This is a genomic window from Francisella-like endosymbiont, from assembly GCF_003069505.1.
In the GTDB taxonomy this organism is placed as follows: domain Bacteria; phylum Pseudomonadota; class Gammaproteobacteria; order Francisellales; family Francisellaceae; genus Francisella.
The window spans coordinates 488,770-503,105 of sequence record NZ_QAPC01000001.1 but is presented as its reverse complement, the minus strand read 5'-3'; the positions used below and the strand labels follow the sequence as shown (position 1 = coordinate 503,105).

The window sequence follows — 14,336 nt, the reverse complement described above, 5'->3', positions numbered from 1 at the left end:
ATTACACTGCTCCTAATAAGTAAACAATTGAGAATACAAATATCCATACGATATCTAAGAAGTGCCAGAATAATCCTAAGTAAGTAAGCTTAGTATTAGCCATAGGATTCATACCATACTTCTTAAGCTGGAATATCATATTCACAATCCAGATAAGACCTATACTAACATGCAAACCATGGGTTCCTACCAATGTAAAAAATGATGATAAGAATGCGCTTGAAGACCAAGTATAACCTTCGATAGCTAACCCATAAAACTCATGTACTTCCATTAATATGAATCCTAAACCTAAAAATAAAGTAATCCATAAATACTTAACCACATGATTAATATTTTCAGAGTTACGGTTAAGCATAGCTAAACCAAATGTAAAACTACTTATTAATAGTAGCATTGTTTCAACAAATACATATGGTAGGCTAAATAGCTCCTGTGCACTAGGGCCGCCGAAAGTGTGCTTATGAAATACTGCAAACACTACAAATAATGTCGCAAAAAGCACACAGTCACTCATAATATATATCCAAAAACCAAAAATATTCTTTGAACCATCAAAATGATGTTCGTGATGATGGTTATGTTCTGCAGTTACTGTACTCATACTTGTAACTCTCCTTGTTGATTATATCTATCTTCAACTTCTTTAACTTCATCAGCCTTGACATAGTAGTCGATATCATAATCAAATGATCTATACAACACAGTACCAATGATACCAACAGCACCTACAACAGCGAGCCACCAAATATGCCACACTGCAGCAAAACCAAACACAAAACTGAATGCTCCAATAATAACACCTACAGCTGTATTTTTTGGCATATGTATATCTTCATATTTTTTCATAGTGCCTACCAGAGTATTATCTATATTTAGGCCTTTTTGTTTGTGATCCCAATATGCATCACGCTCTTCAACTACCGGATCATGAGAGAAATTATAGAAAGGTACTGGTGAAGGTATACTCCACTCTAGTGTACGACCATACTCCCAAGCATCAGCACCAACACGGTTTTGGTCTCTCTGCTTAATACTTACAATAATTTGAAGCACTTGGAAGAAAATACCTAAACCAATAATTAAAGCTCCAATCCATGCAACTATAAGTAATGATTGGTAGCCTGTAGATGCACTATAATGATACAATCTTCTTGTCATACCCATAGTACCTAAAATATATAAAGGCATGAACGCTACAAAGAAGCCCACTAGCCAACACCAGAAAGCGTATTTACCTAAGCGTTCATTTAATTTGAAACCAAATATTTTCGGAAACCAGAAAGTAAGACCCGCAAAAGCACCAAATACAACACCACCAATAATCACATTATGAAAGTGTGCAATTAAAAACACACTATTATGCATTTGGAAGTCAACGCCAGGTACAGATAGTAGCACCCCTGTCATACCACCAACAGAGAAAACTATCATAAAACCAATCAACCACATCATCGGCGTTGCAAATGTAATACGACCTTTATACATTGTAAATAACCAGTTAAAGATCTTAACGCCTGTAGGAATTGCAATAATCATTGTCATAATTCCAAAGAAGGCATTAACATTTGCACTTGCACCCATTGTAAAGAAATGATGTAACCACACAGCAAATGACAAGATAGTAATAACTATACTTGCCCAAACCATTGTCGTATAACCAAAAAGTGGTTTCTTCGAGAAAGTTGCAGCAACTTCTGAAAACACTCCAAACATAGGTAACACAAGAATATAAACCTCAGGGTGACCCCAAATCCAAATTAAATTAACATACATCATTTGGTCACCACCACCTGAAACAGTAAAGAAGTGAGTACCAAAATATCTATCTAAAGTTAATAACCCTAAAGTCACAGTTAAAACTGGGAAAGCAGCAATTACAAGGATAACCGAACATAAAGAAGCCCAAGTAAAGATAGGCATCTTCATAAGAGTCATACCCTTGCAACGCATTTTAATAATAGTTACAAAGAAGTTAATACCAGTCATTAGTGAACCAATACCTGCTATTTGCAGACCCCATATATAGTAGTCAGTACCTACTGTAGGGCTATAGGTCATTTCTGAGAATGGTGGATAAGCCAGCCATCCAGCATGGGCAAAATCACCAACTAATAATGAAATGTTTATCAACATCGCACCGACAACAAATAACCAGAAACTTAAAGAGTTCATATACGGGAATGCAACATCTCTAGCACCAATCTGTAGAGGAATTACCCAGTTCATTAGTGCAAATATCAATGGCATCGCCACAAAGAAAATCATAATTACACCATGAGCAGTAAAGATTTGGTCAAAATGCTCAGGAATTAGATACCCCGTACTATCACCAGCTGCTAATACTTGTTGAGTCCTCATCATCGCAGCATCAACAAAGCCACGAAACATCATAACCAACGCAACTATAGTGTACATTGTGCCTATTTTCTTATGATCGATAGTGGTAAACCATTCGCTCCATAAGTACCGCCATTTTCTAAAATATGTAATACCACCTAATAGTGCCACACCTGTAAATACGATACCAATAAACATCGACAATATGATTAATTGTTGGCTTACTGGTTCATATAGGTATGGAAACACTAAATGTGGATTACTTAGTTTTCCAATTAATGCTTCTAGCATATTTGTCTCCTATTTAAAACTACTACTTATTACTAACTCTACATATTGTACTAACTCTACATATTGTGATACATATGCATACCCATGCTAGACATATTATTCGCCATATCTCCTGGATTATAATTTGGTATCATGTAGTACATAACAATATCGTTAAATAAGTTCTTATCAACATGAGAATAGTATGCTACTGGATTATTTATAGAATCTTTGACAAGATCGTTCCAGAAGTAATCCCATGTTAAAGACTGATGTTTACCATTTTTAACTTCTTTAACCCATTTATCAAAATCAGACTGACTCGTAACTTTTGCATAAAACTGCATCTCAGCAAAACCTATACCAGTATAATTTGCTGAGAAACCTCTATACTTACCTTCATGAGTTGCTAGCAAATGTAACTGCGTAGTCATACCAGTCATCGCATAAATCTGTCCAGCTAACTCTGGTATAAAAAATGAGTTCATCGGTGCTGCCGAAGTTATCTTAAAGTTAACTGGACGATCTTTAGGAATCTCAATGTAGTTAACAGTAGCGATGTCATACTCTGGATAAACAAACACCCACTTCCAATTTAACGCTACCACGTCTATCTCAACAGGCTTTTTGTCAGACTCTAATGGTTTATACGGACTTAACGAATGTGTAGTTTTCCATGTAACAATTGCTAATATCAGAATTATTATAAATGGCACACCCCAACAGATTATCTCTAGCTTATTACTATGACTCCAAGTTGGTCGGTACTCAGCGTTAGCACCATCTCGGTACTTCCAAGCAAACCAAAGAGTCAAGATTATAACCGGTACAACTACAAAAAGCATAAGAACGATTGCAAAGATAAGCAGTTGTTTCTCTTGTGCTGTAATGACACCCATAGGATTCCAGATACTGCCTTTACAACTAGATAAAGACATAGCTCCAATTACACTAGACAATATTAGCAAGTATTTTTTCCAATTCATTATGAATACATTCCCTTTTAATTTAAAACTAAAATATAACACTTAATATTTAAGCTTATACTTTACCAAGCTAATAGATTATATAGTAGATATCAAAAAAAAAAAACTCTCATTAAACTAATATGTTATTTGTTTAAATGTAAAAAAGTATTAGTTATACTCATACCTAGTTTACTAAATCAATTATACTACAATGTACAACAACGAACTTAAAACAACAGTAAATATATCAACTAATATACAGCTTTAGAATGATTGGTTTATTTATAATCTTTCCTATTTTTAGCTTGTATATAAACCATCTAGAATATGCTACACCATTTTTAATAGGACTAGCGCTTGGAGTATACGGATTAAGCCAAGCTATGTTACAAATTGTGCTAAGCATCCTATCAGACAAATTTGGGCGTAAACCAATTATATTTGTAGGATTAATACTTTTCATAATTGGTAGTATGGTTGCTGCCTGCTCAAGCACTATATTTGGTATAATCATTGGTCGAGCAATCCAAGGAGCTGGTGCAATAGGCAGTACCTTAACTGCTCTTGTAGCTGACTCAACTAAAGAAGAAAATCGCCTCAAAGCGATGTCTTTAATAGGTATGTCGATTGGTTTCTCATTTTTAGTAGCAATGATGTTTAGCTCTATCCTAAATAGTATTATAGGCTTATCAGGAATTTTTTGGCTTACTGCAGTATTTGGTACAATAAGCATTTTCATGCTTACAAAGATACCTACACCAAAAGCTCCAAGCTTCCACCATGAAGCAAAACCAGTTTTTAGACTAATCAAAGATGTAATTTTCCACAAAGAATTACTTAAACTTAACTATGGTATATTCGCTCTTCATGCCACGCTAACAGCACTATTTATAGTAATTCCGCCAATCTTGACAAATATCCTTAACATAGCTGCTAACTATCAGTGGTTAGTATACTTACCAGTTTTAATTATCTCTTTTAGTTTAATGTTCCCTTTTGTGATGATTGCCGAAGTACAACGCAAAATAAAAAAGTATTTTATTATTGCAGTGGCATTACTAGGGATATGCCTAGTACTTTTAGTAGTTAGTTACAAACATATTTTTTTGCTAGCTATTATCCTGATATTTTTCTTTGCTGCATTTACTTTTTTGGAGTCTTTTTTACCTTCATGGGTATCAAAAATAGCTCCTATTGGTAGAAAAGGTACAGCCATGGGAGTATTCTCTAGTTGCCAATTTTTTGGTATTTTTTATTGGTGGTATGATTGGTGGTATTGCTTATCATCACTTTGGTATTACCGGTGTGCTTATCTTCTGCACAGTTATATCAGCATCTTGGTTTATGATTAGCTTGATAATGGCTGAGCCAACTTATTTAAATTCAAAAGTTTATAAGCTAGATACACTAACATCCGACCTAAAAGAAAATCTAAATCAGATACTCCAAAAACAAAAAGGTATATATGAATCAATAATCTGTTTAGAGGAAAATGCTATTTATATCAAAGTCGACAAAAAAGAATTTAATGAAAAGATCTTCTTGAAAAAATTAATTAAAAAAATGTTAGGAAAAATTAGGAGATTTATTCTACAACATAGTAGACTTTGCCTTTTTAACAAATACATTCATGTTCTTGGTCATAGACTATTACTTTAAATATTACCAACAATATTAAATAACGTATATTATAAAAACTCTATTAATTTGATACAAGAAAGGCTGTTGAGAAAATAAATATTCTAAAATAACTGAGTTACTATTAAAAAGTATTATAACTCCATAAGTGCTTATTTACAGATGACCAATATTCAAAACATGTTGTTTAAATAAACTATTTTAATTGTATGATTGTGCAACCCCTTAAAATCTCAGCTAAATATATTATAGTTGCTTATAATTAGACATTTTAGATTTATCCTTCTTAAGCAGAAAATATAATATTGGACAAGAATACAAAACTAAAATAGAACCAAAAACTATTCCCATCACTAAAATTGTTGCAATTTGAAATCTACTATTAGCATAATTCCCATTATCAAAAAATAAAGAAATTAATCCTATCGACATAGCTAATGTAGTTATTATAATAGCTCTAATTCTAGACTTTGAACCATTTATAATAGAGCTTATGAGACTAAGCCCAGATTTTTGACAGTTACCTATCGCACTACATAATAAAACACAATGTTTTGTCATTAAACCCATTAGAGTAACCAAAGATAAAGTCGTATAAATATTAAAACTACCAGCTATTAATATAATCCCCATAAACTAAAACTTATACAAACAGGCACGCTACCTAGGATTATAACAGGCATTAGGAAACTATTAAATCTAGCATACATTAACAAATAAAGACCAATTAGTGCCACTAATATAAACAAAGTGAAAAATTCTGATAACTCTATTAAAGTTTTTGTTTTTTCAGAATATGAAATACTTGAACCATCAGGTAAGTTATCACTTATTTCTTCAATAGACTTAATGGCTTGGTTTAGTTCAACATTCGGTTTAGTAACTGCATGCGCATTTAGAGAAAACTGCTCGTTAAACCTAAAAATACTACTAGGAGCACTTGATTTAAAAATATCACAAACTTGTCTGAGTTGTACGTTACTTTCACCATCTTTTTGATTTTTTATACTAATTGATTCTATCTTAGACAAATCTTTTGAAGCACTATCATCTAATCTAAATACTATATCATAAACATTATTTCCTTCTTCAAAAACTTCTATTTTACGTTGATTAAGAAATATATCCAAAAGATCAGCAAAATCTTTTTCAGTTATCCCGTATTTGAATAATTTATTTTTATTACAATTTACTCCAATATCTTGGACGATTCCTGGTGAAATTGTATAAAAGTCATCAAAAATATTAATCATTTTTTCATTAATAATAGATAGAACTGTCTGTAGATTTTTTGGAGATTTGGAATTATTAATGTAAAAATCTAGCTCATAAGACCCTGATGCACTTCCAGCATTTTATTCTGAGCAATTTTAGCAGAAACATCTCCACCAACAGAAATTTTAGCTAGCTTGTCATTTATATTATCTAGAGTTTCCTCAGATTTTGATCGGTCCTGCAAAGTTAATCAAATTGTTGAAACAGGCGACTCCTCTATCATTAAAGAGGATTTAATATTACAATCTGATTTTATAATATTAAATATTTTCTGCATATATGCATGAATGTATTTTAAACTTGTATTTGGTGCAAAAGTATTCTCTATAATAATCATATCTTTTTTTCAAATGGCTCAACTTCAATTCTCAATTTTGTTTTTGCAAAGTAGAATCCAAAAAATGTAATTAAAAAAATCATGACTATAAATAACAATGGTTTTCTTATAGCTTTTATCAAAGTTTTCACATATAATTTAGTTATAATCTTAAATAATGTATTAATACTTTAATTACAAAATTATTGCCAGATCTTTTTGCTAATTTTAAAAAAGTACTGGAGTTAAAGTAAAAGCCACTAGAAATGATATAAGCATTGAAGATGCAATAGTTAAAGCAAACTCTTGTAAAATTCTTCCTATTTCTCCCTGCATAAATATACACGGTATATATATTACAACCAATGTCAACATCAAGACTAGCACCGATACAAATAAATTTGAAATAGATTTGCTTATACTCTCAAGTGCATTATTATTTTTATTATAATAATGTTCTGCATTCTCTATAATAACTATTGAATCATCAACAACTAAGCCAATAGCTAATACCATCGCGAGCATAGTAACGTTATTAATTGTATAACCAAATAAATAAAGTGCTATAAAGCTACCTGACAAAGACACTTGTATAGCAAGTATAGCTATTGACGAGTAACGCAAAGACCCAATCAACAAATACACTATCACTGATACTAATATAATTGTTTCTATTAAAGAATGAGTAGTATCATCAAAAGCTTTCAATACATCTTTACTCTCATCAATAATTATTTCAAACTTTATATCACTATTTGTTTTAGAGTAATTTTAAATGAATTTATTTATATTTTTTGAGAAGTCTACGGGGTTAAAACCATTTTTAACAAAAAGCCCTAGTAATAATACCTTCTTTTCATTCCCATAAGCAAAACTAGATTCTTCTTTGTCTTTAAACTCTATTTTAGCTATATTTTTTAGTTTAACTGCTACTCCATTACTATCAATTTCAATATTATCAAAATCTTCTACAAGATTTACAAATCTGTTAAAAGAAATATATTCAGTTTTATAGTTATTAGAAACTTTGCCACCAGAAAAATTAGAATTTGCCTGTGACAAATCAGCCACTAACTGATCAACAGAAATATCATATTTAAATATCCTATCAATTAAAGCACTAACATAAAGTGTTTTTTCTTTATTTCCAAAAACAATAGCTTTAGAATAGCCATCTACATACTTTAATTTTTGTTTTATATTAACAATCTCAGAATTTGATATCTCTTTACCATTACAAGAGTATATAGAGACATACATGGTGGGCTTAGATAAAAAACTATCAGTTGAAATTATAGGCTCTTTAGTACCCTCAGGTAAAATATTCTTATTCTTAGAAATTAAATCCCTAATCTCATTGACTGAGTTCTGGATAGCTCTACCAGATTTAATATTTAGTTCTATTTTACTTTCACCAATTTCACTAAACGAACTAATTGATAAGACCATCTACGGTAGATAAAACTTCCTCTATTGGTTTTGTTATTTGTTTTTCAATAAGCTGAGCTTTTACTCCCGGGTTATTAATTGTCACATATATACTTGACACTGGTAATTCAGGGATTAATTTAATTTTTAACTTCGAATAACAATATATACCAAGTAAACATATAATTAGATTAATTACAATGAAAACACTACCATGTTGTAATAACCTTGAAATTTTCATCATTTTTCTAAGCTTACTTTAGCATTTGGATATAATCTTCTACTACTAGCAACAATAACTTTATCATTTTTACCTAACGAGGATGATATTTGTAAATAATCATTGTAAGACTTATTTACTTCTACAAAAACTTTTTCTGCATTACTATTATTATATTTATACACAAAATATTGATCATCATCCATAAATACAGATTGCTTAGGTACTAACATCATTTTATTTTCATCTAAAAAAAATACTCTGATCTTGACAAATAAACCAGGAAGTAATTCTCTATCAGTATTAGATACCACACCTTTAATATGCACTGAATGGCTACCATCTTTAGAGATTTCAGAAGATTCAAAAGCGTCTACATTAATCAATTTATCTATAGACTGAACATATGCCTCAATAATAGCTTCTTTACTATTTTTAAATTTTCTATAATCATCCTCTTCCATATCGAAAGAAATTATAATTTTTTCAATATTATCTATAGTAGCAATCTTATCTTTAGTAGCTATATACTCGCCTTCAGATACCGATTTAGATTCTACTATACCATTAGTAGGCGACAATATATAACTTTTTTCTTTTTCATCTAACAGTTCATAATATTTTTGTTTATTATTCAAATAATCTAATCTAAACTTACTATATTCAAGATTACTAGCAGCACCTTTGTCTAATAACTTTCTCATTGCTTCAGCTTGTTTATATTTAGTTTCATATATTTCTTTTTGTATTTCTATTTTAGAATCAACTAATTCTGTATCAAAAGATAACAATAAATCTCCTTTCTTCACAAAAGTCCCGAGGGGAAAAGTAATATTTTGAGCTACTCCTGATGATTTAGCTTTTATAGTAAACACCTCATAAGCACTAGTTTTTCCAAATAAATCTAATTCATGATACGAGTCTTGTTCTTTAAGACTCTCAACTTCAACAACTATCGGTAATTTATTTTTAAAATTTTCTCTCTCTTTTATAGCTGTAACATGATCTGACTTTTTAATGTAAAAAAATACAGATGCTAGAATAATTACACCAATAAAAATAATACTAATTTTTTTCCCATATTTAAACTTAATATTTTTTAAATTCATTACTTAAATTTTTTACTGGAGTAACTGAAGAAATCTTCTCACCATATCGTATATTTTGATCACTTTGCCAATCCATAACAGGTTTACATATATTGTTTTTCCCTAAGGAGACCTTCCCTTGCATAGGTTTCGTTGTGTAACCAAATTTATCAGCATCCCCAAATAAATCAGCTAGACCAAAGCTTTTTGTATTCCAATTTTCTGACATATTTAATGTTTTCAAACTACTTCTATTATCAATTTTTGTGATTTTTTATGTAATGAGTCTAAGGTTTTTAATTTACTATTTACAGAGCTTGGTTTGCTATCTCCTATACCTAACAATTGTGCTTTTCCATAATTGTCTTTAAGTTTATTTAGATGCTTTCGCGATTTTTTGATAATTCGTTCTTTTTGTTTTATCTCATTTTCTCTCTTAGCTAACAGTTTTGCTTTTCTTTCAACAATACCCCTTCTAGAATTTACATCTTGCTCCTTCCTAGTCAATTTCTTAAATTCACCTTCAACAATACTTTTTTTAAAGTTTACATCTTGCTCCTTCCTAGTGAACTGTTTTATCCCTCTTTCAATAGCTTCTCTTCTCAACTTTATATCAATTTCCTGTTTAGCTAACTTTTTATCTATTTTTTCTAAATTTCCTTTCTCGGTTGTAGCCTTCTTCTTACCTGAATTTCCTTTTGGATCATTGGATATCTTCTCCAACTCAGCTAAATGAGCCTTTAATTCAGATGATTCATTATTCATTTTATCTAACTGATATTGCAATTCATAATGTTGATCACGTAATTCATTATATCCTTCTAATTGATTCTCTAAGTTAGATCTCTCTTCTTCAAGATCAACTAATTTATCTTGTAATTCAGCTATCTGTTTATTAAAAATTTCTAAACTTTGTTTTAACTTAGCTGTCTCCTCTGTAGAAGTTTTTAACTCTTGCTCTGAATTAGCTAACTTATCTTGAAAAGTTTCTAGATTTTTCAAAAAATTAACCATCTTCAAATCGCTAGAACCTTCAGAATTTCCAGAATTTCCAGAATTTCCAGAATCTCTAGAAATAGTAGATTTAGTAAAGCCAGCTTTTACTGAACTTTGAAGTTGTTGAGAATTACTGTCTAAAATATTATCACTAGAACTATCGATTGAGTCTCGCGCATAATCCTTAGTTTCAAAATTACCCTGCCCATCTTCATATTCTTTATATTGTGCTAAAATTTTTTCTAGATAACTTTTGTTTGCTTTTAATTTATTAATTTTTGCTCCTTTATATGTATTGTCTTTAATTAAATCTGAAATATTATATTCCTTGGAAAAAATTTCACCAAAACATAATAGAAAAATAAATATAAGAAAACTTCTTTTCATCAAAAACTTAAGTTAACATAAATAACTAATTAAATTATAATGGCGCATTATAGCGTGAAACTAACATAAATCCAAAACGTTATTATTCCAGCATATTTAATCTATACCATTTTAGTATACTAATATCCTTTATTTTCAATGCTTTTAGCGGAATTTATTTTTTGATTTATTCAATTAATATGTTACAATTTGAACTGCATAATTAAAGGTGAGAAAAAGTGACTACAACCAAGATCAGTCTATTTTTTCTTCCAACTTTCTTTTTAGAAAATTTAATAACGTTTAGTTACTTGAACTATAAGGAGAAAATAAATATGTTACCAACGCCCATGTCTGTTGACTTAGCAAGATTGCAGTTTGGTTTAACAGCATCATTTCACTTCTTATTTGTTCCGCTAACTTTAGGTCTGACGTGGATCATTTTCACAATGAAGCTAATGTACATAAGAACAGGTAAAGAAGTTTATAAAGATATGGTGAAGTTTTGGGGTAAATTACTCGGAATAAACTTCGCTTTAGGCATTATTACCGGTCTAACCATGGAATTTGAATTTGGTACTAACTGGTCATATTACTCTCAATCAGTAGGTGACATTTTTGGTACACTTTAGCTATTGAAGGCTTAGCAGCATTTATGCTTGAGTCTACATTTGCTGGCTTATTTTTCTTTGGTTGGGATAAGCTTACAAAAAAACAACATTTACTATCAACATTTTGTCTAGCAATTGGTTCAAGTTTTTCAGCTTTACTAATCTTAGTTGCAAATGGCTACATGCAGCATCTAGTAGGCTCTGAATTTGTTGCTGCGACTATGAGAATGGAGACAGTTAGCTTATTAGATCTATTTCTTAACCATACAACTCAAACAAACTTTGGTCATGTTATGACTGCTGGATACACTACTGCAGCAATCTTTGTAATCGGTATAAGTGCATTTTACTTGATTAGAGGTCGCGATGTAGCATTTGCTAAGAGATCTATCGCTATCGGTTTAGGTTTTGGCTTAATTACATGTTTAGTTGCGATTATCTTCGGTGATGCAAACGGTGTTGATGCTTTTAGAGTACAACCACTAAAAATGGCAGCTATCGAAGCAGAATGGGATACATCTAAGGCTCCAGCAGCCTTTAACGCCGTGGCACTACCAAGTCAAAAAGAACAAAAAAATAATTTTGATATTCCTATCCCAGCTGTCTTAGGTGTGATCGCAACTCACTCAACAGACACAGAGATTCCAGGAATCAAAGCTATACTTTATGGTAAAAAGACAGCTGATGGTACAAGAGATCCAAATCTTGCATACTACAGAGATATCAAAACAGGGCAAACTGCTGATGTTTCACCTCAAGCTGCTGCTGCAAACCAGAGCAAATATGAAAAAGTACCTTCTGCTTTAGTGATGATCAAAGAAGGTGGTCTTGCATATGCAGATCTTCTAAAATGGCGTGAGACAGGTCATAGCAGTGATACTCCTGACAGTAACTATACTAACTACAACAACCCTACTTATCAGAAATATATGGGCTTTGGTAAAATGTTAGTACAAGCTGCTCAAGAAAAATATGGTGTAGCTGACTCAGCAACAATTACTAAAGCTGCAAATGATCCAGAATTAGTAAGAGCTGTTGCTACCAATATGGTTCCAGATGTTGCTAGTGTTTTCTGGAGCTTTATGAATAATGGTAGTCATAGGTTTCTTTATGTTTACTTTAATAGTTGTTGGATTAATTCTACTTGCTAGAAATGCTCTTATTAATAACAAATTTAGTAGATTCATTCTAAGAGTAATGATTTGGTCAATACCATTACCTTATATCGCATGCATTGCTGGTTGGTATGTAACTGAGCATGGTCGTCAGCCTTGGACTGTTTATAATCAACTATCTACAAGCATTAGTTCTTCAGCATTAACTGCTGCGAACGTTGGAACATCAATGGCAATATTCTTCCTAATAGATACTGCGCTATTTGCTGTAATGGTGTTTTTAATGTTTAAATATGCAAGACTTGGTCCTAGCTCTTTAGGTACTGGTAAATATCATTTTGAACAAAAAAAGTAAATAAGGAAAGATAAATGTTATTGGATGTGTTACAAATTATCTCTTGGCTGGTTGTAGGAATGCTAATATTTTTGGTAGCTGCTACAGTTGGTTTTGATTTTGGTGCAGGTATTCTTGCGAAATTCGTTGGCAAGGACGAATATGAGAAAAGAGCTATTATAAATACTGTAGGGCCTACATGGGATGGTAGCCAAGTTTGGTTTATCACCGCTGGTGGTGCTATATTTGCTATCTGGCCTCAAGTATATGCCACTAGCTTCTCGGGATTATATATTACAATTTTAGTAGTACTATGGGGACTTTTCCTTAGACCTCCTGCTTTTGAGTATAGAAAGAAAATAGACAATCCTAAATGGCGTAACTTCTGGGATTGGATGCTTGTACTTGGAAGTATAATCCCTATAGTTGTGATGGGTGTAGCTGTTGGTAATCTTTATTTGGGTTTCCCAATCTCTTATGATAATACTGCCAGACTAATTTATGGTACAGTAACAAATGGCGAATATCAGTCGATGTGGATCACATTACTACATTTACTAACACCATTTGCACTATTATTGGTATATTTGCACTAAATATGGCGTTAATGCATGGTTCTGCTTATGTTAAGCTTAGAACTAGTGGCGTTTTACGCGATAGATTTAGAAAGATTACTAATGTAACAGCAACTGTATATATAGTCTTATTTATAATTGCTGCCATTTGGATATCTTTTATACCTGGATATCAGTTTACTCCAGATGCTGGCTTAGCTCATCTATCAGATGCTTTAAACCATGCTTTTACAGCTGGTAAAGTAACTACTGATTATTCATGGTATATAACTTCAACCATGCACATATATGGATGTGGTTCGCACCTATACTAGCTTTTGTTGGAGCTATATTTGTCATTAGATTTAACAATCAAGACAGAGATGGTGCTACATTCTTAGCTAGTATGGCCTCTTTATTCGGTGCGGTACTAACTGTTGGCTTTATTTTATTCCCTTTTATCATGGTTTCTAATATTGGTGACTATATGTATAGCCTAACAGTCTACAATGCAAGTAGTAGCCAAACATCACTGATAGGTATATTATGCGCAGCAGTTATTATTCTTCCAATCATATTTAGTTATACTTTCTTTGTCTATAAGAAAATGTGGGCTAATGGGAGAAGAATATCAGCCGAAGAAGTTAAAGCTAACTCACATGAAATGTACTAGATAAGGAGAAAACTATATGTATTATTTAGCATGGATTATATCAGCTGGTCTAGCAGTTACAATAGATTGTTTTGTAGCTACTAGGTTAGAAAAAAAGAAGATCAATCTCAATAAAAATCACTATTTAGGATTATTCTATTTTTT

8 protein-coding genes and 6 pseudogenes are annotated in these 14,336 nt (G+C 31.5%); 4 read left to right on the top strand and 10 right to left on the bottom strand.

Going from position 1 to position 14,336, the window contains the following annotated elements; all coding sequences use genetic code 11:
• Position 1: 1 nt before the first annotated feature.
• The 3 genes from cyoC to cyoA are packed head-to-tail and all read right to left on the bottom strand — an operon-like array spanning position 2 to position 3,596.
• Positions 2–604, bottom strand: coding sequence for a cytochrome o ubiquinol oxidase subunit III (gene cyoC, locus C9379_RS02815; RefSeq protein WP_143384840.1), 603 nt, complete (start codon positions 602–604; stop codon positions 2–4).
• Positions 601–2,631 (bottom strand): cytochrome o ubiquinol oxidase subunit I, encoded by a 2,031-nt coding sequence (gene cyoB / locus C9379_RS02810; protein ID WP_143384839.1) that lies wholly within the window; start codon positions 2,629–2,631, stop codon positions 601–603. Before cyoB ends, cyoC begins: the two co-directional genes overlap by 4 nt.
• Before the next feature lie 56 nt (positions 2,632–2,687).
• The gene (gene cyoA, locus C9379_RS02805; protein WP_143384838.1) at positions 2,688–3,596 is read right to left on the bottom strand and encodes a ubiquinol oxidase subunit II; all 909 of its coding nucleotides are present in this window, start codon (positions 3,594–3,596) and stop codon (positions 2,688–2,690) included.
• Between the two features lie 193 nt (positions 3,597–3,789).
• On the opposite strand from cyoA, the pseudogene C9379_RS02800 reads away from it, so the two are divergent.
• Positions 3,790–5,132: pseudogene (locus tag C9379_RS02800) on the top strand (MFS transporter); the annotation flags it as partial.
• Between the two features lie 330 nt (positions 5,133–5,462).
• Here the strand turns inward: C9379_RS02800 and C9379_RS02795 are convergent.
• The 7 genes and pseudogenes from C9379_RS02795 to C9379_RS02765 all read right to left on the bottom strand — a co-directional run bounded on the left by C9379_RS02795 (position 5,463) and on the right by C9379_RS02765 (position 10,926).
• Positions 5,463–6,469: pseudogene (locus C9379_RS02795) on the bottom strand (efflux RND transporter permease subunit).
• 68 nt (positions 6,470–6,537) lie between these two features.
• Positions 6,538–6,675 carry a hypothetical protein gene (locus C9379_RS02790; protein ID WP_318263321.1) on the bottom strand — a complete coding sequence of 46 codons (138 nt, stop codon included), beginning with the start codon at positions 6,673–6,675 and terminating at the stop codon, positions 6,538–6,540.
• A 360-nt stretch (positions 6,676–7,035) separates the two neighbouring features.
• A pseudogene (locus C9379_RS02785) lies at positions 7,036–8,256 on the bottom strand (efflux RND transporter permease subunit).
• Positions 8,240–8,476: an efflux RND transporter permease subunit gene (locus C9379_RS02780; RefSeq protein WP_318263320.1), complete on the bottom strand. Its 237-nt coding sequence runs from the start codon at positions 8,474–8,476 to the stop codon at positions 8,240–8,242. The pseudogene C9379_RS02785 and the gene C9379_RS02780 overlap by 17 nt, the downstream one beginning before the upstream one ends.
• A complete protein-coding gene (locus C9379_RS02775) occupies positions 8,476–9,564 on the bottom strand; it encodes an efflux RND transporter periplasmic adaptor subunit (RefSeq protein ID WP_143384832.1) in 1,089 nt (362 codons plus the stop codon). Before C9379_RS02775 ends, C9379_RS02780 begins: the two co-directional genes overlap by 1 nt.
• A complete protein-coding gene (locus C9379_RS02770) occupies positions 9,545–9,787 on the bottom strand; it encodes a hypothetical protein (protein ID WP_343377511.1) in 243 nt (80 codons plus the stop codon). The genes C9379_RS02775 and C9379_RS02770 overlap by 20 nt, the downstream gene beginning before the upstream one ends.
• Entirely contained in the window at positions 9,784–10,926 is a 1,143-nt protein-coding gene (locus C9379_RS02765; RefSeq protein WP_143384830.1) for a hypothetical protein, read from the bottom strand. Before C9379_RS02765 ends, C9379_RS02770 begins: the two co-directional genes overlap by 4 nt.
• Positions 10,927–11,240: 314 nt before the next feature.
• Between C9379_RS02765 and C9379_RS02760 the strand changes: the two are divergent.
• The 3 pseudogenes from C9379_RS02760 to C9379_RS02750 all read left to right on the top strand — a co-directional run.
• Positions 11,241–12,986: pseudogene (locus C9379_RS02760) on the top strand (cytochrome ubiquinol oxidase subunit I).
• Positions 12,987–13,000: 14 nt separating this feature from the next.
• A pseudogene (gene cydB / locus C9379_RS02755) lies at positions 13,001–14,192 on the top strand (cytochrome d ubiquinol oxidase subunit II).
• A gap of 16 nt (positions 14,193–14,208) precedes the next feature.
• Positions 14,209–14,292, top strand: a pseudogene (locus C9379_RS02750) (CydX/CbdX family cytochrome bd oxidase small subunit); the annotation flags it as partial.
• Between the last annotated feature and the right edge of the window lie 44 nt (positions 14,293–14,336).

What these genes read in the sequence shown, in the direction of transcription:
- C9379_RS02780 (WP_318263320.1), bottom strand. Translation starts at nt 8,476, where the DNA reads ATGAAAATTTCAAGGTTATTACAACATGGTAGTGTTTTCATTGTAATT.
- cyoC (WP_143384840.1), bottom strand. Translation starts at nt 604, where the DNA reads ATGAGTACAGTAACTGCAGAACATAACCATCATCACGAACATCATTTT.
- C9379_RS02775 (WP_143384832.1), bottom strand. Translation starts at nt 9,564, where the DNA reads ATGAATTTAAAAAATATTAAGTTTAAATATGGGAAAAAAATTAGTATT.
- C9379_RS02765 (WP_143384830.1), bottom strand. Translation starts at nt 10,926, where the DNA reads ATGAAAAGAAGTTTTCTTATATTTATTTTTCTATTATGTTTTGGTGAA.
- cyoB (WP_143384839.1), bottom strand. Translation starts at nt 2,631, where the DNA reads ATGCTAGAAGCATTAATTGGAAAACTAAGTAATCCACATTTAGTGTTT.
- cyoA (WP_143384838.1), bottom strand. Translation starts at nt 3,596, where the DNA reads ATGAATTGGAAAAAATACTTGCTAATATTGTCTAGTGTAATTGGAGCT.